The following is a 21,077-nucleotide window of genomic DNA, read 5'->3' as shown; positions in this document are numbered from 1 at the left end:
CGGGGGTGGGTTAGAGGGTGCTGATCCTGAAGCGGGTGAACGTGGCCGCCCCGGCCCTTCCCGGCCCGTCGGGGGCGAGGGCGAACAGGCCGAGCAGTGCGCCGACCCAGCGCCAGGGGGTGGCGGCGAAGACGGGGCCCGAGTACCGCGGGCCGTCGCCGAGGTCGTGGGCGAAACGGCAGCGGGCGCCGGCACCGATCTCGACGCGCAGGCGGACCCTGCCGTGCGGGGCGGGCCGTGGGTGGGCGGCGTCCCGTTCCCCCTCGGCGACGGCCTCGGCGAAGCGGTGCACGAGGTGGACCGTGCCGTCGGTGCCGCGTTGCAGTCCGATCCAGGCGAAGGCGTCCCCGAGCACCGCGAGTCCGGCCCGCGCGCCGGGCTCCTCACCGTGCAGCTCCAGCTCCACCTCGACGGCCGACGGGATACCGGGCAGCCGCTGGGTGAGCACGTGGGGCAGCTTGCGCAGGTCGTGCGCGTCGGCCGTGCGGACGCAGGCGAGGCGCAGTCCGTCGCCGGCGTGCTGGGTGGCCCAGCCGTCCTGCGGGTTGGCCGTCCACTGCCATTGCCTTCCGAAGCGCCCGCCGGGGAAGTCGTCGTCGGTGGCGGGCGCCGCGGCCGGCTGCGGCGGCAGATCGGGCCTGCGGTGCACGGCGACGGGAGCACCCTGGTCTCCGATCACCGGCCAGCCTCCCCCGCTCCCGGCTTCGCCCGAGCGGGAAGTGCCCTCATCACCCCAGCGCATGGGCTGGAGGTGCACGACCCTGCCGTAGGCGCCGCGCTGCTGGAAGTGCAGGAACCAGTCCTCCCCCGACGGGGTGCGCACCCAGCCGCCCTGGTGGGGGCCGTTGACGTCGGTGTCCTTCTGCTCCAGGACGATCTTCTCCTCGTAGGGGCCGAAGAAGTCCCGGGCGCGGAAGGCGCCCTGCCAGCCGGTGTCCACTCCCCCGGCCGGGGCGAGGATCCAGAACCAGCCGTCGTGCTTGTACAGCTTGGGACCCTCGAGGGTGAACCAGCCGGGGATGCGGTCCCCGTCGACGATCAGCTTGCCGTCGTCGAGGAGCGAGGTGCCGTCGGGGTGCATGCGGTGGCCGGTGAGGCGGTTCTTCACCCCGGAGCGGGACTTCGCCCAGGCGTGGACCAGGTAGGCCTCGCCGGTCTCCTCGTCCCACAGGGGGCAGGGGTCGATCAGGCCCTTGCCCCCCTTCACCAGGTGCGGACGCGTCCAGGGGCCTCTGATCTCGGGAGCGTTGACCTGGAATATGCCCTGGTCGGGATCGCCCCAGAAGATCCAGAAGCGGTCGTCGTGGTGGCGCAGCGAGGGCGCCCAGACCCCGCAGTCGTGCCGAGGGGACCGGAACTCCGCCACCGGTTCCAGGCGTTCGAGGGCGTGCCCGACCAGGGTCCAGTTGACCAGGTCGCGTGAGTGCAGCAGCGGCAGGCCGGGGGCGCGCCCGAAGCTGGAGGCGGTGAGGTAGAAGTCGTCGCCGACGCGCACCACGTCCGGGTCGGACCAGTCGGCGTCCAGGATCGGGTTCTCGTACGTTTCCTCGGTCACTGCTTCGTCGGTCGCTGCTCCGCCTGGTGTCACTGGGTGACCGCCTTCCGGACGAGGGTGGCCGCCTCGTCGCGGCCGAGACGGCCGTCGGCGACGACGGTGACGACGCGGCGCACGGCGGTGTCGCCCGGCGCGATCGTGAGCCGCTCGGCGGACGCGAGCGAGGAACCGACGCCCGGGTACTCGGTGGTACGCACGAACCAGGGGTCGCGACGGGTGGCGTCCGTGGCGCCCGCGAACACCAGGCTCCATCCGGTGCCGGTCAGAGCGAGCCAGTCGGCGCGCCCGCCGTGCACCTCCGCCTCGCCCTCGGCGTCGGCGGTGAACACGTCGGGGGCACGGTCCTCCTTGCGGGCACGCCAGAAGAAGCCGCCGTAGGCCGCGCCGGGGCGCCCGTTCGTCGCCGGGCTGCCGATGGTCACCGGGTCCGCGCTGGCGTTGGTGAGGGAGAAGGTGAAGTCCAGCGCCCAGGCGGTGCCGGTGAGTGCGGTGGCCGCGACCGTACGGCGCTCGCGCAGCAGCTCGGTTCCGGCGGCCGTCCAGCGAAGCTCCTCCACGAACCCGTCGGGGTCGCACAGTGCGAAGCCGGTGTGCCGCTGGGTGCCGTGGTTGTCGAGTTCGGTCGGACCCTGGTCGCGGACGTAGGTGCGGCCGCCCCAGAAGTTGTGTCCCTCGACGTCGGGAACGGCGACACCGACGCCGAGGTGGTGGGTGTGGTCGGCGGGGCTCAGTTCGGTGACCGCCGTACCGGCCAGGGTGGTGACAGGGTGCAGGAAGGGGCGCGGGGAGAGCCGGGCGGGCAGCTCGGGCCGGGTGACGTAGCGGCCGACCGGGCGGCCCGCGACACGCAGCGCGACGGGGGCGTCGGGTGCCTGTGCCATCAGGTGCTCACCTCTTTCGGATGCGCGGTCGGGGACGCCCAGGCGGCGCCCAGTTCGGAGAAGAGGGCGAGGGTGTCGGCGGCGGACGCGACCAGATCGTCGACACCGGGGACGACCCGGCGGTCCTCGCCGGGAAGCCGGTGCCAGGCCTCGTCGGGCAGCTCGAGCGGGTCGGGGGCGACCCGGATCGCCTCGACGACCCGCATGAACGCCTCGGTGGCGGCCGGCGGGACCAGCAGGTCGGCGCCGTGGGCGAGGTGCTCGACGAGGTTCTCCAACAGGTCGGTGCGGCCGTACTCGAACTCCTCGGGGCCGTGGCCGGCGCGCTGGAGCAGGACGCGGTCCTGCTTGTACCAGAAGGTGATCCGGCCCTGGCTGCCGTGGACGACGACGTACGGGTCGCCGGGGTCCTCGGCGCACAGGGTGGCGGCGACGACGACCGGGCGTCCGGCGGCGGTGGTCACCCGGACGCAGGAGGTGTCGTCGGACTCGATGGCGTTGGCGTGCGCCAGCTCCGTCTCGATGCCGGTGACGTCCTCGGCGCGGGTGACGCCGGCCAGCGCGAGGGCGGTGGCGACGGCGTGGGCGAGCGGGTTGGTGAGGGCGCCGTCGATCACGTCGACGCCGTTCAGCCGCCGCTTCCCGGCCCAGGGCGCGCGCCGGAAGTAGGCCTCCGGGCGCGCCCAGGCGCCGGCTCCGCCGACCCCGGCGACCTCGCCGATCACCCCGTCGCCGATCATCCGGCGGACCGCGGGCACGGCGTGCGAGCCCAGCGACTGGAAACCGATCTGGCAGACGACGCCCGCCTCGGCGACGCCGTCGGCCATCCGGCGGAACTCCGCGTACGACGGCGCCGGCGGCTTCTCCAGCAGCAGGTGCACGCCCTTGCGGGCCGCGGTCAGGGCCAGGTCGGTGTGGGTGGGGATCGGGGTGCAGACGACGGCGATCCGGGCGCCGGTGGAGTCCAGCAGCGCGCCGAAGTCGGCGGACTGCTCGGGCGCGCCGAGGCCCTCCGGGATCTCGTTGGGGGTGAGCGGCGTCAGCTCGCAGATGCCCGCGAGGTGGACGATGCCCTGGTCCTGGAGCCGGCGGATGTTGTCCAGGTGCCAGCGGCCGTGGCCTCGCGCGCCGGCGAGGACGACGGGGAGGCCGGTGCTCGCGGGGGCGCCGGTGCTCATCGGTCCGGGGGTGTTCACCGGTTCGGGGGTGTTCACGGGATCCTCCCTGCGCCCGCGCCGCGTGCCACCTCGCGGTCGGCCGCCGCGGCGCTGTCGATCTCTGTGTGCAGGGTAGGTGTCCAGCCGACGTCCGCCGTGAGGTCGCGTTCGCTGCCGCCGTTGTAGGCGTTGTGGATCGCGAGGAGGTCGACGGGGTACCCGTTGAACAGGGTGCCGGTCTGGTGCAGGGCGGTGCCGTTCCAGCTCTTGACCAGGTCGGCGACCTCGATGTGGCCGGGGGCGTGGAAGGCGTTGTTCTCGGCGTGGATGCCGGACTCGGTCGACACGCCGAGGGAGTACCGGTGGCCGTCGGTGACCTCGTACCGGTTGTTGTAGAGGTGCACCTGTCCGAAGCGGACACGGGGCGCGCGCTGGACGATGGACTCGAACGCGTTGTGGTGCAGGGTGACCCGCAGCCTGCCGCGGTCGCCCGCGACGGTGTCGCCGTTGCCGATGAGGATCGCCTTGTCGTGGCCGGTGAACCGGCTCCAGGAGACGGTGATGTGACGGAGTCTCATCCCTTCACCGCCCCCGCGCTGAAACCGGTGATCAGCCACTTCTGGATGAAGGCGAACACCAGCACCACCGGGACGGCCGCGATGATGCCGCCGGCGGCGAGCGCGCCGAGGTCGACGCTGTCCGCGCTCATCAGGGTGTTGAGGCCGACCGGGATCGTCTGCTTGCCCTGGTTGTTGAGGAACATCAGGGCGAACAGGAAGTGGTTCCAGGAGTGCACGAAGGCGAAGGAACCGACGGCGATCAGGCCGGGCCGCAGCAGCGGCAGCACGACGATGCGGAAGGCCGTCAGGCGGTTGCAGCCGTCGACCCAGGCCGCCTCCTCCAGGGAGTACGGCACGTTCTTGATGAAGTTGCTGATCAGGATCATCGACAGCGGCAGCTGGAACACCGTCTCTGCGATGATCACACTGGTCAGCGAGTTGATCATCTGGAGTTCGGCGAAGATCTCGAACAGCGGGACCAGGAGCAGCGCGCCGGGCACGAACTGGGAACAGAGCAGGGCCAGCATGAAGGCGCGCTTGACCTTGAAGTCGAAGCGGGCCAGGGCGTAGCCGCCGGCCAGTGCGACGAGGGTCGTCATCAGCAGCGTGGCGACGCCGACGAGCAGGCTGTTCTGGAAGTAGGTGCCGAAGCTTCGGTCCGTCCAGACCTTCTCGAAGTGGTCGAAGGTGATCGGCCAGGGCACGAGTGAGGTGGAGCCGGCCGGGCGCAGCGCGAACAGCAGGATCCAGTAGAAGGGGATCAGCGTGAAGACGAGGTAGATCGACAGGGGCAGATAGATCTGCCAGCGCGGGGCCTCGTCCCAGGCGCGGTTCTCGCCGCGGCGCGGGCGCTGCTCGGACCCGGTGGGGGCGCTCACGGGCGTGGGCGCCACCTCGGTGGCCTCCTTGGTGATCACTTGGCCTCACTTCCGAACTTGCTCAGCCGCAGATAGACCATCGAGCAGAAGAGCAGGATCACGAACGCGACGGTGGTCAGCGCGGACGCGTAGCCGAAGTTGTGGGCGTCCACGGAGGTGTTGGCGATGTAGAGGGGGAGCGTCGTGGTCTCGCCCGCGGGTCCGCCGCCGGTCAGCGTGTACAGCAGGTCGACGTTGTTGAACTCCCACACCGCGCGCAGCAGCGTGGACAGGACGATCGCGTCCTTCAGATGGGGCAGTGTGATGTGCCAGAACTGCTTGATCTTGCCGGCACCGTCGACCTCGGCCGCCTCGTACAGGTCCTTCGACACGGACTGGAGGTCGGCGAGGATGAGGATCGCGAAGAAGGGGACACCGCGCCACAGGTCGGCGACGATCGCGGCCGGGAACACCGTGGAGGTGTCCGACAGCCAGCTGGTGCCGTAGCTGCCGATGCCCAGGTCCGCGAGGTAGCGGGTGATGCCGGTCTGGGAGTTGTAGAGCAGCACCCAGATCGCGGAGGTCAGCACGCCGGAGACGGCCCACGGGGAGAAGACCAGGGCGCGGCCGAGCGAGCGGCCAACGAAGGTCTGGTTGACGATGAGTGCCAGTGCCAGGCCGAACAGCAGCTGGAGCCCGACCTCGACGAAGACCCACTTGGCGCTGAAGGTCAGCGTGTCCCAGAACACCGGGTCGTCGGTGAAGGCGTGGACGAAGTTGTCGAAGCCCGCGTAGCCGTTGCGCCACGGTTTGGTGGGGTTGTAGTTCTGAAGGCTGTAGTAGAAGACGCTGATGACCGGGTAGGCGATGAAGCCCAGCATGAGCAGGGCCGCCGGCGCGATCAGCAGGTACGGCAGCCTGCGCGGCGTGGCGGAGGCACGGCGCCGCCGGGCTTGCGCGGGCGGTTTCGCCACGGCTGCGGCTTGGGCCATGACTGTTCTCCGTTTCTGGGTACGTCGTCGTACGTCGTGCTGGCGTGGTGCTCGGGTCTTGCCCGCGTCGTACAGGAAGCGCTTTCTCCCCGGGCAGGGGTCTGCGGGGTGGTTCTGCTGTGCGGGTCAGCCCGCGTACGGGTCCCGCACGGTGCCCGGGCGGGCCAGGAACTCGAAGTCGCAGCCGGTGTCGGCCTGGGTGATCTGTTGGTTGTAGAGCGCGCCGTAGCCCCGCTCGAACCGGTTGGGCGGTGGCGTCCACTCGGCCCGGCGCCGCTCCAACTCCTCGTCGTCCACGTTGAGCTGAAGGGCACGGGCCTCGACGTCGAGGGTGATCGAGTCGCCCGTACGAACCAGGGCGAGGGGTCCGCCGACGTACGACTCGGGCGCCACGTGCAGCACGCAGGCGCCGTAACTCGTCCCGCTCATCCGGGCGTCGGAGATACGGACCATGTCCCGCACGCCCTGCCGGAGCAGGTGGTCGGGGATGGGCAGCATGCCGTACTCCGGCATGCCCGGCCCGCCCTTCGGGCCGGCGTTGCGCAGGACCAGGACACTGTCGGCGGTGATGCCGAGGCCCGGGTCGTTGATGGTGCGCTGCATGGTCCGGTAGTCGTCGAAGACGACCGCGGGGCCGGTGTGCTTGAGCAGGTGCGGCTCGGCGGAGATGTGCTTGATGACCGCGCCGTCCGGGCAGAGGTTGCCGCGCAGGACGGCGACCCCGCCCTCGTCGGCGACCGGGTCGTCCCGGAGCCGGATGACGTCGTCGTTGTGCACCCGCGCACCGGTGAGCTGCTCGCGCATCGTGTCGTACGACACGGTCGGCCGCTCCAGGTGGAGCAGGTCGGGGATCCGGGAGAGGAACCCGGGCAGCCCGCCGGCGAAGTGGAAGTCCTCCATCAGGTAGGTCTGTCCGCCGGGCCGCACGTTGGCGAGCACCGGCACCGTGCGGGCGATGCGGTCGAAGTCGTCCAGCGTGAGGGCGACACCCGCCCGGCCCGCCATGGCGATCAGGTGGATGACCGCGTTGGTGGAGCCGCCGAGGCCGAGGACGGTCGTCACCGCGTCCTCGAAGGCGTCGCGCGTGAGGATGCCCGACAGCCTGCGGTCCCGGTGGACCAGGTCGACGATCGTCATGCCGGCCCTGGCCGCCATCCGGTCGTGCCCGGAGTCCACCGCCGGGATGCTGGAGGCACCGGGGACGGTGACACCGAGCGCCTCGGCGGCCGCCGTCAGCGTGGAGGCCGTACCCATCGTCATGCAGTGACCGGGCGAGCGGGCGAGTCCGTTCTCCAGCTCGGCCATCTCGCAGTCGCCGATCAGGCCGGCCCGCTTGTCGTCCCAGTACTTCCACATGTCGGTGCCGGAGCCGAGGACCTCGTCGCGCCAGTGACCCGGCAGCATCGGGCCGGCCGGCACGAAGACCGCCGGCAGGTCGACGCTGGCGGCGCCCATGAGGAGGGCGGGGGTGGTCTTGTCACAGCCGCCCATCAGGACGGCTCCGTCCACCGGGTACGACCGCAGCAGCTCCTCGGTCTCCATCGCCAGCAGGTTGCGGTAGAGCATGGGGGTCGGCTTCTGGAATGTCTCGCTCAGGGTGGAGACCGGGAACTCCAGCGGGAAACCGCCCGCCTGCCACACGCCCCGCTTGACCGCCTGCGCCCGGTCACGCAGGTGCACATGGCAGGGGTTGATGTCCGACCAGGTGTTGAGGATCGCGACGACCGGCTTGCCGAGGTGCTCCTCGGGGAGGTAGCCGAGCTGGCGGGTGCGGGCGCGGTGGCTGAAGGAACGCAGGCCGTCCGTGCCGTACCACTGGTGGCTGCGCAGGTCCTCCGGGCGCCTGCGGACGGGCTCGGTCATATGGACCACCCCGCGGCGATGGCGGCGACCTCGGCGCGCTCCGCCTCGGGCAGCGGACGGCTCGGCGGGCGGACCTCGCGGCGGCACAGTCCGAGGGAGGCGAGGGCCTCCTTGACGACGGTGACGTTGTTGGCGGAGCCGTTGGCCGCACGCAGCTCCTCGAAGCGGCGGATCTGCTCCCAGACCTTCATCGCGGCCGGGTAGTCGCCGGACCGGAGCGCCTCGATCATGTTCAGGGAGACGGCCGGGGCGACGTTCACCAGCCCCGAGGTGAAGCCGGTGGCCCCCGCGGAGAAGTAGGAGGGGGCGTACGGTTCGGCGAGCCCGGCCACCCAGACGAACCGTTCCAGCCCCGCGTCACGGGCGAACGCGGCGAAGCGGGCGGCGTCGGGGACGGCGTACTTCACGCCGATCACGTTCGGGCAGACGTCGGCGAGTTCGGCGAGGCGGGCGCCGGCGAGCTGCGCGTTGCGGATGTAGGGGACGACACCCAGCTCGGGCACCGACTCGGCGATGGCACGGTGGTAGTCGACCCAGCCGCTCTGCGAGACATAGGGGTGGACGGGCTGGTGGACCATCACCATCCCCGCGCCCAGCTCACGGGCGTGCCGGGCGGAGGCGACGGCGGTGGGCACGTCGTGTCCGACGCCGACCAGGATCACCGCGCGGTCCGCGCTCTCGTCGATCGTCAACTCCGTGACGAGACGGCGCTCCTCGGGGGTGAGGGCGTAGAACTCGCCGGTGTTGCCGTTGGGGGTGAGGGTCCTGATCCCGGCGTCGAGCAGACGGCGCGACAGAGCCCGGTGGACGTCCTGGTCGACGGAGCCGTCCTCGGCGTAGGGGGTCACCGGGATGGCCACGACGTCGGCCAGCGCCGCACGTTGGGTCTCGAACGCCACGCTGCTCATTCCTGACCTTCCTCTGCCTGGGCGTCGGGGAACGCTCTGCGCACGAACGACGCGATGTGGGCGTGCAGGGCGCGGGCAGCGCCGTCGGCGTCGCCGTCCAGGGCGAGCCGCAGGATCTCGCGGTGCTCGCCCGCCTCCCGTTCCCACGAGGGCGAGGCGGCCCAGGCGACGGCCGAGACCAGGGCGGCCTGGTCACGGACCTCGTCGAGCATCCGGCCCAGCAGCGGGTTGCCGCACGGCAGATACAGGGCGCGGTGGAACTCCCGGTTGGCCAGGGAGCGTTCGGCGGTGTCGGTCGCCTCGTCGGCCATGGTCAGCGCCGCGCGGGCGGCGTCCAGGGAGGCGCCGCGCCTCACGGCCCGCTTCAGCGCCTCGGGTTCGAGGAGCAGTCGCACGTCGTATACCTCGCGCGCCATGTCCGCGTCCACCATGCGCACCGTGACGCCCTTGTACTGGCTCATGACGACCAGTCCGGTACCGGCCAGGGTCTTGAGCGCCTCGCGCACCGGGGTCTTGGAGACCCCGAACTGCGCGGCCAGCTCGGTCTCCACCAGCGCCTGACCTGGCGAAAGCCGCCCGGTGAGGATGCGGCGTTTGATCTCCTCCAGCACGTACTGCGTGCGGGAGGGGATCGGCGTGGGCACAGAGGTCATGCGCGCCTCTCGGTGTCGCGTATCTGATCTCGCGTATCGCGTCTCATATATGACGTACGAAGTACGACGGGATGAACGTAGGAGGGGCCCTGTGTTTCGTCAATGCCTCTGACAAAGGAAGCGGAGACCGCTTCTCAGATCGTGACCGTGTCGCCCTCGCGCGCGGCGGCGGTCCGTCCGCCGAAGACCAGGGCGGCGCGGCCGGCCGCGGCCTCACGGGTGAGCGTGGGTCCCACGTGGGTGATGAGCAGTTCCCGCGCGCCCTTCGCGCAGGCTCCCGCGTCCTCCGGGGTGAGGTGCACGCGCTGTTCGCCTTCGCGATGTGCGTCGATGTCGGCCTCGCACAGGAACAGGTCCGCGCCCCGCGCGAGTTCGGTGAGGGCGTCGCACGGTCCGCTGTCCCCCGAGTAGGCGAGGACGCTGCCCCGGCACTCCGCACGCAGCCCGTACGCCTCGGTGTCGTGGACCACCGCGCGGGAGGTGAGCCGCAGGTTCCGGTGCCGGACGGTGTGACCGTCGTACAGCGGCCTGAAATCGAGGATTCCGTCCAGGAACCGTGGGTCCGGCCGCCCGAGGAAGCCCGCCAGGCGGCGGGCGCAGTCGCGCGGCGCGTACACCGGGACCGGAACCGGCGGAGTCATGCCGCCGTAGGCGAAGGCGTAGGCGGCGGCGAGGAGATCGGCGCTGTGATCGGCGTGCAGATGGGAGATCCAGATCGCGGCGAGCCGACGCGGATCGGTGTGCCTGCGCAACTCCGCGAAGGTCCCGGGCCCCGCGTCCACCCACACCTCGGCATCCCCGCCCCGCACCAGGTACCCGGAACAGGGCCGCCCCGGCCCGGGGTGCGGAGAGGCGGTACCGAGGACGGTGAGGGTCAGAGGCATGGGGGAAGAATACGGACCGCCGTCGGCGCACCGCGCCCGGATTTCGTCCGTCCGTGCCGGAAGGAGAGACCGGCGGGGCGGCGCCGCATCATCGCGGGGCGACGTGCGATGTCTTTCCGCCCGCCGGAAGAGCTCCGCCGTCCGTAGTCCCCCTCCCGCCGGGGCGGGCGGCGCCGGTGCGGTGCGCGCAGTGCGCGCGGGAGGCACATGCCGAGGAGGGGGACCATGTGGACGAGCACGGCAAGGAAGCGGCGCGGCGGGGCCGGCTCGACGCCGGATCCGGGGTCCTGACGGCTCAGAGCGCCCCGAGTCCCTCGCGGACCGCCTCCAGGTCGGCGTCCGACGCCAGCCCCGCGTGATAGAGCCGGATCTCCGTGGCGCCCAGTTCACGCGCGCGTGCCGCGTCCGTGCCGAGCGTGCCGGGACTGCCGCCCATGCCGGAGACGACGGTGAGGTTGGCCGCGATCACGGCCGCCTCGCGGCGCTGTTCGGCGAAGGGTGTCAGCAGGGCGGGGCCGCCCGTGCAGGGCACGACCACGCCGTCGGCGACGGACAGGATGTGCGCGGGGTCGACGCCCGGGTTGGCGCCCACGTGGTAGGACACCGGGTCGGCGTGCAGCAGTACCTGGAAGCCCGCGGGTGCCGCGGCGCGGACGGCCGCGACCGCCGCCTCCTGGAGCGAGCGGGCGGTCGCGTCACGCCACACCCGTGTGGCCGCCGCGGGCTCCGCGCCGAGCAGCTTCTCCACCCCGGCCCAGCCCCCGTCCTCCGGCAGCCCCTGCCACACCGGGTGCAGCGCGGTCCGAACGGCCGCGGCCAGCCCCTCGGCGTCCAGGCCCAGGCTGTCGTACCCGGTCCGGCACCAGGGGCAGAAGCAGAGCGACATCAGGTACTGCCCGGCCTCGCCGAGGCCGACCCCGCCGGTCTTGTCGTGGGCGTGCAGATGCTGGAGGCCGTACCAGCCGAGGGACTCCAGTTCGGTGCCGGCCGTGCCGGGCCGTACCGCGGCCTCGGCGGCCAGGTCGACGAGATACGCGCGCGTGGCGGGCTGCGCGATGCACGGGGCCCACGGGTAGCGGTCGCCGTACGCGTTGACGACGGAGGTCTCCGGGTGCTCGGCGCCCAGGCGGGAGTTGTGCGCGAGGACGACCCAGCTGTGCACCTCCAGACCGGCCTCCGTGAGCGCGGCGGCGGCCTCGCCGTAGGCGTCGCCAGGGGCCCAGTCGCCCGCCGGGCAGGGGCGCAGGGCGCGGCCGTCCCAGCGGCCGTCCACCGGGTACAGCACGGCCGCGTGTTCGGCGGTGACGATGCGATGGCGGGGGTGGCGCGGGGTCAGCGCGCGGGTGGAGTGGTAGGCGGCGGCCAGGGTGACCTGCCCGACGCCGAGGGCGGCGATGCGGCCCGGGGCCCGCGGGTCGCCGTTGACGTCCCAGGGGTAGACGAACGCCGACGCCTTCACTCGCCCTCCTCCAGCACCGCGTACCCGCGCTCGATCAGCTGCGCGAGCTGCTTGACGTGGTCCGCGCCGGGCTCGTGCAGCGGAGGCCGCACCTCGCCCACGTCGAGACCGCGCAGCCGTACGCCTGCCTTGACGAGCGAGACGGCGTAGCCGCGGCCCCGCGCGCGCAGTTCGACGAAGGGGCGGTAGAAGCCGTCCAGCAGGCGGTGCGCGGTGGCCTCGTCGCCGGTGGCGAGCGCCCGGTGGAAGGCGAGGGCGATCTCGGGGGCGAAGCAGAACACGGCGGACGAGTAGAGGGTGACGCCGATGGCGGCGTAGGCGAGCTGGGTCTGTTCGGCGGTCGGCAGGCCGTTGAAGTAGAGGAAGTCGCCGGAGGTCTCGGTGCGGACGGCACTGACGATGCGCTGCATGAGGTCGAGGTCACCGAGCCCGTCCTTCAGCCCGATGATCCCGTCCGTGCGTGCCAGTTCGACGACCGTCTCGGGGGTGAAGACGGCGTTGTCGCGCTGGTAGACGATCACCGGGAGCGGGGTCGCGGCGGCCACCTCCCGGTAGTGCCGCAGCAGTCCCTCCTGGCCGGCGACGACCAGGTACGGCGGCATGGCGAGCAGCCCGTCCGCGCCCGCGGCCCGGGCCAGGCGCGCGTAACGCACCGCGAGCGCGGTCCCGTAGCCGGCGCCCGCGACGACGGGCACGCGTCCCGCCGTCTCGTCCACCGCCGCGCGCACGCACGTCTCGAACTCCTCGGGGGCGAGCGCGTGGAACTCCCCGGTGCCGCAGCAGGCGAAGACCGCCGCCGCCCCGGCCTCGATCCCCCTGCGGACGTGCGCGCGGAAGGTGTCGAGGTCGAGGGAGCCGTCGGGGCCGTAGGCGGTGACGGGGAAGAACAGCGGTCCGGTGGGGACGCGCAGACGTGCGGCGAGCGGGGCTGGCGTCACGGGCTCTCCCTGGGGACGACGCGTACGTTCTTCTGATTGATGTCCACATTCATGAACAAGCTCACCCTATGAAGGCCATCGAGCCCCGGTCAAGCGCGCAAACCTCCAGACAAGGGCGGATTCTCCGGCTCCGCGAGAGACTTGACGCAACCGTCGGGACATCCTTAGCGTGTCCACGCATGTGAATAACGTCCATACATACGGCCATGGACCTCGTTCGCCACACCCGTCGACCCAAGGAGACCCGAGGATGCCCGCTCCGCGCACCGTCCTGCTCACCGGCGCCGCCGGAGGCCTCGGCACCCTGATGCGCGACCTGCTCCCCGCGTACGGCTACGAACTGCGCCTGCTGGACCTGCGCCCGATCGAGGGCGAGCCGGACGCGATCGTCGCCGACCTCGCCGACCGGGACGCCGTACGGGAGGCCGTGCGGGGCGTCGACGCGATCATCCACCTGGCGGGCATCTCCCTGGAAGCCCCCTTCGACAAGATCCTCGACGCCAACATCGTCGGCACCTACCACCTGTACGAGGCGGCCCGTGAGGAGGGCGTGCGACGCATCGTCTTCGCCTCCTCCAACCACGCGGTGGGCTTCACCCCCCGTCCCCGGGGCGACGACCCCCTCATCCCCGTCGAGACCCCGCACCGCCCGGACACCTTCTACGGCCTGTCCAAGGCCTTCGGCGAGGACCTCGCCCAGTTCTACTGGGACAAGCACGGCCTGGAGACCGTGTCCGTGCGTATCGGCTCCTGCTTCCCCGAGCCGACCAGTGTGCGGATGCTGTCGGTGTGGATGAGCCCGGCCGACGGCGCCCGCCTCCTCCACGCCGCCCTCACCGCCGAGGACGTCGGCCACACGGTCGTCCACGGCTCCTCCGCCAACACCCGGCTGTGGTGGGACCTGACCAGCGCGCGGGCGCTCGGCTACGAACCGCAGGACGACTCCGAGCCGTACGCCGAGAAGCTGATCGCCGAGCAGGGAGAGCTGGATCCCGAGAACATCGCGCACGCCCACCTCGGCGGCCACTTCGTCAGCGACCCGCCGATCTGGCCGTACTGACACCCGCGCGGAGCACGACGGGGGCGGGCGGGCACCGAACGGGCCCGCCCGCAGCCGTGTCCGGGCACCCGCGCCGCCCGTTCCGCCGCCCGGCGTCGCGGCCGCGCAGGTCCGCGGCGGGCGGCGCCCACGGGAAACGGGCACAGGCGGGCCGGATGGGGCCCGCGACAGGCCTGGTCACCGCCCGACCGCCGCTGTAGAACTTCCCCCATGGGCCCCACCGGGCCCGAACGGGCAGGAAGCGAGGTGACGGCGTTGATCCCGAGGACGGCGGAGGAGCGCCGGCGGGAGATCGTGCGGGCCGCGCGCGCCACCGGCTCGGTCGACGTGGCCGCGCTCGCCACCGCACTGGGCGTGGCCAAGGAGACCGTACGGCGGGATCTGCGCGTCCTGGAGGACCACGGTCTGGTGCGGCGCACGCACGGCGGCGCCTACCCGGTGGAGAGCGCCGGTTTCGAGACGACCCTCGCCTTCCGCGCCACCAGTCACGTGCCCGAGAAACGCCGGATCGCCAGAGCGGCGGCCGGACTCCTCGGGGACGCCGAGACGGTCTTCGTCGACGAGGGCTTCACCCCGCAGCTCATCGCCGAGGCGCTGCCCCGCGACCGGCCGCTGACCGTGGTCACCGCGTCCCTTCCGGTCGCGGGCGCCCTCGCGGAGGCGGGCAACGTGTCCGTCCTGCTGCTGGGCGGCCGGGTCCGGCCCGGCACGCTGGCGACGGTGGACCACTGGACGACGAAGATGCTCGCCGGCTTCGTCGTCGACCTCGCCTACATCGGCGCCAACGGCATCTCCCGCGAACACGGCCTGACCACCCCCGACCCGGCCGTCGGAGAGGTCAAGGCGCAGGCGGTACGGGCCGCGCGCCGCACGGTCTTCGTCGGCGTGCACACCAAGTTCGGCGCGGTCGGCTTCTGCCGGTTCGCCGAGGTCGGCACGCTGGAGGCGATCGTGACGAGCACGCTGCTGCCGGCCCCCGAGGCCCACCGCTACTCCTTGCTGGGTCCACAGGTCATCCGCGTCTGAGGAATCGGCCCACTGCCCCGCCGAGGGCACCCTCTACCCTCACGCGCCCCCTATCTCCCCATACGTCCAGGAGTGATCCATGCGAATCCCGAGCCGACGACGGCTGCCGCGAGCCCCGCTCGCCCTGGCCGTCGCAGGGACGCTGGTCGCCCCGTTGCTCTCCGGCTGCTGGGCCGGAGCCGGCGGGGCCGGATCAGGCGGCGATTCCCTCAACGTCCTCATGGTCAACAACCCCCAGATGACCGAGCTGCGGAAACCCACCGCCGCCCATTTCACCAAGGACACCGGCATCGAGGTCAACTTCACCGTCCTGCCCGAGAACGACGTCCGCGACAAGATCAGCCAGGACTTCGCCAACCAGGCGGGCCAGTACGACGTGGCGTCCCTGTCCAACTACGAGATACCGATCTACGCCCGCAACGGCTGGCTGCACGAGATGGACTCCTACGTCGCGAAAGACCCGGCCTACGACGAGCGGGACATCCTCGCCCCGATGCGCGCATCGCTCACCGCCGACGACGGCAGGCTCTACGGCCAGCCCTTCTACGGCGAGTCGTCCTTCCTGATGTACCGCAAGGACGTCTTCGCGAAGGCCGGGCTGACGATGCCGGAGCGCCCCACGTGGACCCAGGTCGCCGATCTCGCCGCGAAGGCCGACGGGGCCGAGCCCGGCATGAGGGGCATCTGCCTGCGCGGACTGCCCGGCTGGGGCGAGGTCATGGCCCCCCTCACCACCGTCGTCAACACCTTCGGCGGCACCTGGTTCGACAAGGACTGGAAGGCACGCCTCGACTCCCCCGAGTTCGAGAGGGCGACCGAGTTCTACGTCGACCTGGTCCGCGAGCACGGCCAGTCCGGCGCCGCCCAGTCCGGCTTCGCCGAGTGCCTGAACAACATGACCCAGGGCAAGGTCGCCATGTGGTACGACGCCACCTCCGCCGCCGGTTCCCTGGAGGCGGCGAACTCCCCGGTCAAGGGAAGGATCGGCTACGCCCCCGCCCCCGTCGAGAAGACCGACACCTCCGGCTGGCTGTACACCTGGGCCTGGGGCATCCAGAAGGCCTCCCGCAACGCCGACAAGGCCTGGCAGTTCGTCTCCTGGGCCTCCGGCAAGGAGTACGAGGAACTGGTCGGCGAGCGGATCGGCTGGTCGAACGTCCCCGCCGGCAAGCGCGCCTCGACGTACGCCAACGCCGCCTACCGCGCCGAGGCGTCCGCCTTCCAGGCCAGGACGAAGGAGGCCATCGAGGGCGCCCGCCCCCACGACCCCGGCGTGCAGCCGCGGCCCGCGCCCGGCATCCAGTTCGTCGGCATCCCCGAGTTCACCGACCTCGGCACCAAGGTCTCCCAGGAGATCAGCGCGGCCATCGCCGGACGCCAGTCCGTCGAGTCGGCCCTGAGGAAGTCCCAGCAGCTGGCCGAGCGCGTCTCCGAGGAGTACGAGGGACGATGACCGCCACGACCGCGGCCCCCGTGGCCACCCCACCCGTACGGACCGGGCGCCGGCCCTCCGCCCGGCTGCGCGCCTGGGCCACCCGTGCCCCGCTGCTGCCCGCTCTGATCTTCATGATCGCCGTGACCCAGCTGCCGTTCGTGGCCACGCTGGTGATCTCCTTCTTCGACTGGAACGCCCTCTACCCCGACGCCCGCAGCTTCACCGGCCTCGACAACTACCGGCACGTGCTGACCGACGCCGACCTGCGCCGTTCGGTGTGGACGACGGTCCTGCTGACCGTCGCGGTCGTGCTGGCCAGCCTGGTCCTGGGCCTGGCCCTCGCCCTGCTCCTGGACCGGCGGTTCCGCGGCCGGGGCGTGGTCCGCACCCTGCTCATCGCGCCCTTCCTGGTGGTCCCGGTGGCGGCGGCCCTGCTGTGGAAACACGTCCTCTACAACCCCGAGTACGGCCTGCTGAACGGCCTGTTGCACTACGTCGGCGGCCCGCAGCCCGACTGGATCTCCGCCACCCCGCTGCTCGCGGTGGAGGCCTCGCTCGTCTGGCAGTGGACACCGTTCATGATGCTGATCCTGCTGGCCGGTCTACAGAGCCGGGACCAGCAGCAGACGGAGGCCGCGCGGGTGGACGGGGCGAACGACTGGCAGATCTTCCGCCACCTGACGCTCCCGCATCTGCGCCGCTACCTCGAACTGGGCGCCCTGCTCGGCTCCGTCCACATCGTGCAGAACTTCGACGCGGTCTTCACCCTCACGTCGGGCGGCCTGGGCACCGCGAACCTGCCCTACACGGTGTACCAGAGCTTCTACCAGGCCCACGAGAACGGCCTGGCCTCGGCCGCGGGCGTCCTGGTGGTCGTCGGCTCGATCGTCATCGCCACCTTCGCGCTGCGCGTGGTGTCGTCCCTGTTCCAGGAGGAGGTGTCGCGCGCATGAGCGCACCGACCGTAGCGGCCCGGCGCAAGGGCACCGGCCTCGGCCTGCTGGCCTGGCTGGCCGGCGTCGTCTTCTTCCTGCCGATCGCGTGGATGGCGCTGACCTCCTTCCACTCGGAGGAGGACGCGGCGACCAACCCGCCCTCCCTCACCGCCTCGCTGACCGTGGACGGCTACCGCGAGTTCTTCGGTACGGGGGGCGGCGCGAGCCCCTGGCCGGCGCTGATCAACTCGACGGTGGCCTCGGTGGCGTCCACCCTGCTGGTGCTGCTGCTGGCCCTCCCGGCTGCCTACGCCCTCTCGATCCGCCCGGTGCGCAAGTGGACGGACGTCCTGTTCTTCTTCCTGTCGACGAAGATGCTCCCGGCCGTGGCGGGGCTGCTGCCGATCTACCTCTTCGCGAAGAACACCGGCCTGCTCGACAACATCTGGCTGCTGGTCGTGCTCCACACCTCGATGAACCTGCCGATCGCGGTGTGGATGATGCAGTCGTTCCTCGCCGAGGTGCCGGTGGCGGTCATCGAGGCGGCACGGGTGGACGGGGCGCGTCTGCCCACCGTCCTCACCCGCGTGGTGGCCCCGATCGCCCTGCCCGGCATCGCCGCGACGGCACTCATCTGCCTCATCTTCAGCTGGAACGAGCTGCTGTTCGCCCGGGTCCTCACGGGGGTCGTCGCCGAGACCGCCCCCGTCTTCCTGACCGGGTTCATCACCAGCCAGGGCCTGTTCCTGGCCAAGGTGTGCGCCGCGTCGCTCGTCGTCTCCCTGCCGGTGCTCGCCGCGGGGTTCGCCGCCCAGGACAAACTGGTCCAGGGCCTGTCCCTGGGAGCAGTGAAATGAAGGCCGCCGTCATCGAGTCCGTGGGCCGCGCCGTCGTCACCGAGGTCCCGGATCCGACGCCCGGTCCCCGCGAGGTCGTCGTCGAGGTCGCCGCCTGCGGACTGTGCGGCACCGATCTGCACATCCTCCAGGGCGAGTTCGCCCCCGAGCTGCCGGTGGTGCCGGGCCACGAGTTCGCCGGCACGGTGGTAGGGACCGGCACCCGGGTCACCGAGGTGGCGGTGGGAGACCGGGTGGCCGTCGACCCGTCCCTGTACTGCTACGAGTGCCGTTACTGCCGTGCCGGCCACAACAACCTCTGCGAGCGCTGGGCGGCGATCGGCGTGACGACGGCCGGCGGCGCGGCCCAGTACGCGGTGGCGCCGGCGGCGAACTGCGTCAAGCTGCCCGAGCACGTCCGCACCGAGGACGCGGCCCTGGTGGAGCCCCTGTCGTGCGCCGTGCGCGGTTACGACGTCCTGCGCTCCAGGCTGGGCGCGCACGTGCTGATCTACGGCTCGGGGACGATGGGCCTGATGATGCTGGAGCTGGCCAAGCGCACGGGTGCGGCGAGCGTGGACATGGTCGACGTCAACCCGGACCGGCTGGAGACCGCCCGTCGGCTGGGGGTCTCGGGGTCGGCGGCGAACGCGGACGAGCTGGAGCGGCCTCAGGGCTGGGACGTGGTGGTGGACGCCACCGGGAACGCGGCGGCGATCCAGGACGGACTGGAGCGGGTGGCCAAGGCCGGTACGTTCCTCCAGTTCGGGGTGGCCGACTACGCGACGCGGGTGAGCATCGATCCGTACCGCGTCTACAACCAGGAGATCACCATCACGGGGTCGATGGCGGTGCTGCACAGCTTCGAGCGCGCGGCGGAGCTGTTCGCGAACGGTGTGCTCGACCCCGGGGTCTTCATCAGCGACCGCCTGCCCCTGGCCCGCTACCCCGAGGCCCTGGACCAGTTCGCGGCCGGTGTGGGCCGCAAGATCGTGGTGGTGCCGTAAGGGTTCCTCGAATGGCGAAAGTAAGGGAACGGCAAAACGGCCTCGCTCGTTCACCCGACATGACAGCTATGACCCCCGGCTCGAACATCCCTCTCCCCGTCGCCCGAGTGGCGGTGGACGTCGCCGCCCCCGTGCGCCTCGACGTTTCGGGCCTGCTGCTCACCGCCGACGGCAAGGTGCGCTCCGACGACGACTTCATCTTCTACAACCAGCCGGCCGGCCCCGGCGTGACCTACCGCTCCGGCGGCGGCACAGCCCCGGACGCGATCATCGTCGACACCTCCGCGCTGCCCCCGGGTATCGAGAAGATCGTCGTGACCGCGAGCCCGGACGCGGCCGGCCAGACCTTCCAGGGCATCGAGCCGACGGCCACGATCCGCGGCGCGGACGACAACACCGTGCTGGCCACGTTCACGCCTCCGCGGCTGGGCGGCGAGACGGCCCTGGTCGTCGTGGAGATCTACCTGCGCAACGGCGCCTGGAAGGCCCGCGCGGTCGGCCAGGGGTACGCCGACGGGCTGGCCGGCATCGCCACCGACTTCGGCGTCTCGGTGGAGGAGCCCGCGGCCGCCGCCCCGGCCCAGCCGGTCGCCCCGCCCATGCCCACGACGCAGCCCCCGGTCACCCCGTCCGCTCCGCCGATGGCCGCCCCGCCCGCTCCCCCGGCCCCCGGCGCCGGGAAGATCAACCTGGACAAGGGCCGGGTCAGCCTCCAGAAGAACCAGACCGTCTCCCTGGTGAAGGGCGGCAGCCCGCTGCTGTCGCAGGTCAAGATGGGGCTCGGCTGGGAGCCGGCGTACCGGGGCAAGGACATCGACCTGGACGCCTCGGTGATCGCCTACGGTCCTCAGCGCAACCACATCGACAGCTGCTACTTCGGCAAGCTCTCGATCGTCAACGGCGCGATCAAGCACTCCGGCGACAACCTCACCGGTGAGGGCGGCGGCGACGACGAGGTGATCACGGTCGACCTGGGCCGTCTGCCGCAGGAGGTCACCGGCCTGGTCTTCACCGTCAACTCGTTCTCGGGTCAGAAGTTCACCGAGGTCGCCAAGGCGTACTGCCGGCTCCTGGACGCCGCGACCGGTGAGGAGCTGGTCCGCTTCGACCTGACCAGCGCCGAGCCGCAGACCGGCGTGATGATGGCCAAACTGATCCGCCAGTTCACCGGCGAGTGGGAGATGACGGCCATGGGCGAGTTCGTCAAGGCCCGCACGGTGCGCAACATGGTGAAGCCGGCGGCGCAGTCACTCTGACCTGCGGGTCGGCCCGGCTCTCGACGCGCGCGGGCGCCCCTACGACAGGGGCGCCCACCGCCGACCGCCGGCCCTCCCGGCTCACCGCACGGCGCTCAAGCCCTCCGTCAGCAGCGACACGTACCGGCGGATGCTGCCGCCGTCCCCGTCGGCCAGCTCCGCCGCCGTCGACACCCCGTGCGCCAGCCGCAGCACCTCCACGGGCTCGATGTCCGCTCGCAGGGTCCCCTCCCGCTGCGCCGCCTCCACCAGCCGGGCCGCCGCGCCCTGCACGGTCGTACCGCAGGTGGTGACCGCGGCGATACTGCTGTCGGTGACGGCGGACCCCAGCAGTGCCTTCATGCCGCGCACCTGGATGGTGCCGGCGCACAGCTCGTTCAGCCACTCCACCAGTGCTTCGCCGGGCGGCAGTCGCGCGGCGAGTTCGTCGGCGCGCACGGCGAGGGCCTCGATCCGGTCGACGTACGCCGCCTCCAACAGCGCCCGACGGGTGGGGAAGTGCCGGTACAGCGTGCCGGAGCCCACCCCCGCCCGCTTGGCGATGTCGTCGAGGGACGCGCCCTCCCCATGCTCGGCGAAGGCCTCCGCCGCCGCCTTCAGCAACCGTTCGTAGTTGCGGCGAGCGTCCGCACGCATGGGCCTGACCCGCGTCATCTGGTAACTCCTTGCGAACCGGGGACTCTCTCCGCATGTTACCGAGGGCCGAACGGAGACCATCCCCGCTCACCTCTGCGGGCGGCTCGTGCCGCCCGCATGCTCCACCGTTTCACTCGGGATCAGGAGAATCCCACCGCAGGAGGCGCCGCACGCGTGAT

General features: G+C 71.7%; 19 protein-coding genes and 1 pseudogene. 7 read left to right on the top strand and 13 right to left on the bottom strand.

Annotated features, from left to right (window positions below; translation table 11 throughout):
* Positions 1 to 10: 10 nt before the first annotated feature.
* The 12 genes and pseudogenes from ACZ5Y0_RS26590 to ACZ5Y0_RS26535 all read right to left on the bottom strand — a co-directional run bounded on the left by ACZ5Y0_RS26590 (position 11) and on the right by ACZ5Y0_RS26535 (position 12,707).
* Positions 11 to 1,555, bottom strand: coding sequence for a glycoside hydrolase family 43 protein (locus tag ACZ5Y0_RS26590; RefSeq protein ID WP_469131203.1), 1,545 nt, complete (start codon positions 1,553 to 1,555; stop codon positions 11 to 13).
* 29 nt (positions 1,556 to 1,584) lie between these two features.
* On the bottom strand, positions 1,585 to 2,436 hold the full coding sequence (locus ACZ5Y0_RS26585; protein ID WP_469131202.1) for a DUF6807 domain-containing protein: 852 nt from the start codon (positions 2,434 to 2,436) through the stop codon (positions 1,585 to 1,587).
* A complete protein-coding gene (locus tag ACZ5Y0_RS26580; RefSeq protein WP_469131293.1) occupies positions 2,436 to 3,614 on the bottom strand; it encodes a Gfo/Idh/MocA family protein in 1,179 nt (392 codons plus the stop codon). The genes ACZ5Y0_RS26585 and ACZ5Y0_RS26580 overlap by 1 nt, the downstream gene beginning before the upstream one ends.
* Before the next feature lie 32 nt (positions 3,615 to 3,646).
* Positions 3,647 to 4,156: pseudogene (locus tag ACZ5Y0_RS26575) on the bottom strand (pectate lyase family protein); the annotation flags it as partial.
* 11 nt (positions 4,157 to 4,167) lie between these two features.
* Positions 4,168 to 5,070 carry a carbohydrate ABC transporter permease gene (locus tag ACZ5Y0_RS26570; RefSeq protein WP_469131201.1) on the bottom strand — a complete coding sequence of 301 codons (903 nt, stop codon included), beginning with the start codon at positions 5,068 to 5,070 and terminating at the stop codon, positions 4,168 to 4,170.
* Positions 5,067 to 6,002 (bottom strand): carbohydrate ABC transporter permease, encoded by a 936-nt coding sequence (locus ACZ5Y0_RS26565; protein WP_469131200.1) that lies wholly within the window; start codon positions 6,000 to 6,002, stop codon positions 5,067 to 5,069. The genes ACZ5Y0_RS26570 and ACZ5Y0_RS26565 overlap by 4 nt, the downstream gene beginning before the upstream one ends.
* 126 nt (positions 6,003 to 6,128) lie before the next feature.
* Positions 6,129 to 7,865, bottom strand: a complete 1,737-nt coding sequence (gene araD / locus ACZ5Y0_RS26560) for an L-arabinonate dehydratase (protein WP_469131199.1) — start codon at positions 7,863 to 7,865, stop codon at positions 6,129 to 6,131.
* Positions 7,862 to 8,773: a dihydrodipicolinate synthase family protein gene (locus ACZ5Y0_RS26555; RefSeq protein ID WP_469131198.1), complete on the bottom strand. Its 912-nt coding sequence runs from the start codon at positions 8,771 to 8,773 to the stop codon at positions 7,862 to 7,864. Before ACZ5Y0_RS26555 ends, araD begins: the two co-directional genes overlap by 4 nt.
* Complete coding sequence (locus ACZ5Y0_RS26550; protein ID WP_469131197.1) at positions 8,770 to 9,426, bottom strand: GntR family transcriptional regulator; 657 nt, start codon at positions 9,424 to 9,426, stop codon at positions 8,770 to 8,772. The genes ACZ5Y0_RS26555 and ACZ5Y0_RS26550 overlap by 4 nt, the downstream gene beginning before the upstream one ends.
* 134 nt (positions 9,427 to 9,560) lie before the next feature.
* Positions 9,561 to 10,310, bottom strand: a complete 750-nt coding sequence (locus tag ACZ5Y0_RS26545) for an MBL fold metallo-hydrolase (RefSeq protein ID WP_469131196.1) — start codon at positions 10,308 to 10,310, stop codon at positions 9,561 to 9,563.
* A 295-nt stretch (positions 10,311 to 10,605) separates the two neighbouring features.
* The gene (locus ACZ5Y0_RS26540) at positions 10,606 to 11,769 is read right to left on the bottom strand and encodes a hypothetical protein (RefSeq protein WP_469131195.1); all 1,164 of its coding nucleotides are present in this window, start codon (positions 11,767 to 11,769) and stop codon (positions 10,606 to 10,608) included.
* Positions 11,766 to 12,707, bottom strand: a complete 942-nt coding sequence (locus tag ACZ5Y0_RS26535) for a 5-dehydro-4-deoxyglucarate dehydratase (protein ID WP_469131194.1) — start codon at positions 12,705 to 12,707, stop codon at positions 11,766 to 11,768. The genes ACZ5Y0_RS26540 and ACZ5Y0_RS26535 overlap by 4 nt, the downstream gene beginning before the upstream one ends.
* Before the next feature lie 250 nt (positions 12,708 to 12,957).
* Between ACZ5Y0_RS26535 and ACZ5Y0_RS26530 the strand changes: the two genes are divergently transcribed.
* The 7 genes from ACZ5Y0_RS26530 to ACZ5Y0_RS26500 all read left to right on the top strand — a co-directional run bounded on the left by ACZ5Y0_RS26530 (position 12,958) and on the right by ACZ5Y0_RS26500 (position 20,262).
* Positions 12,958 to 13,767: an NAD-dependent epimerase/dehydratase family protein gene (locus tag ACZ5Y0_RS26530; RefSeq protein WP_469131193.1), complete on the top strand. Its 810-nt coding sequence runs from the start codon at positions 12,958 to 12,960 to the stop codon at positions 13,765 to 13,767.
* 210 nt (positions 13,768 to 13,977) lie between these two features.
* The gene (locus ACZ5Y0_RS26525; RefSeq protein ID WP_469131192.1) at positions 13,978 to 14,793 is read left to right on the top strand and encodes a DeoR/GlpR family DNA-binding transcription regulator; all 816 of its coding nucleotides are present in this window, start codon (positions 13,978 to 13,980) and stop codon (positions 14,791 to 14,793) included.
* A gap of 79 nt (positions 14,794 to 14,872) precedes the next feature.
* The gene (locus tag ACZ5Y0_RS26520; protein WP_469131191.1) at positions 14,873 to 16,246 is read left to right on the top strand and encodes an ABC transporter substrate-binding protein; all 1,374 of its coding nucleotides are present in this window, start codon (positions 14,873 to 14,875) and stop codon (positions 16,244 to 16,246) included.
* Positions 16,243 to 17,181, top strand: a complete 939-nt coding sequence (locus tag ACZ5Y0_RS26515; protein WP_469131190.1) for a carbohydrate ABC transporter permease — start codon at positions 16,243 to 16,245, stop codon at positions 17,179 to 17,181. Before ACZ5Y0_RS26520 ends, ACZ5Y0_RS26515 begins: the two co-directional genes overlap by 4 nt.
* Complete coding sequence (locus tag ACZ5Y0_RS26510) at positions 17,178 to 18,020, top strand: carbohydrate ABC transporter permease (protein ID WP_469131189.1); 843 nt, start codon at positions 17,178 to 17,180, stop codon at positions 18,018 to 18,020. The genes ACZ5Y0_RS26515 and ACZ5Y0_RS26510 overlap by 4 nt, the downstream gene beginning before the upstream one ends.
* Positions 18,017 to 19,006, top strand: a complete 990-nt coding sequence (locus ACZ5Y0_RS26505; protein ID WP_469131188.1) for a zinc-dependent alcohol dehydrogenase family protein — start codon at positions 18,017 to 18,019, stop codon at positions 19,004 to 19,006. Before ACZ5Y0_RS26510 ends, ACZ5Y0_RS26505 begins: the two co-directional genes overlap by 4 nt.
* Positions 19,007 to 19,074: 68 nt before the next feature.
* Positions 19,075 to 20,262 carry a TerD family protein gene (locus tag ACZ5Y0_RS26500; protein WP_469131292.1) on the top strand — a complete coding sequence of 396 codons (1,188 nt, stop codon included), beginning with the start codon at positions 19,075 to 19,077 and terminating at the stop codon, positions 20,260 to 20,262.
* An 81-nt stretch (positions 20,263 to 20,343) separates the two neighbouring features.
* On the opposite strand, the gene ACZ5Y0_RS26495 is transcribed toward ACZ5Y0_RS26500, so the two are convergent.
* Positions 20,344 to 20,916 carry a TetR/AcrR family transcriptional regulator gene (locus ACZ5Y0_RS26495; protein ID WP_469131187.1) on the bottom strand — a complete coding sequence of 191 codons (573 nt, stop codon included), beginning with the start codon at positions 20,914 to 20,916 and terminating at the stop codon, positions 20,344 to 20,346.
* Positions 20,917 to 21,077: the final 161 nt, after the last annotated feature.

The organism is Streptomyces sp. NPDC033216 (assembly GCF_055577115.1).
This window is presented reverse-complemented; position numbering and strand designations above follow the sequence as displayed.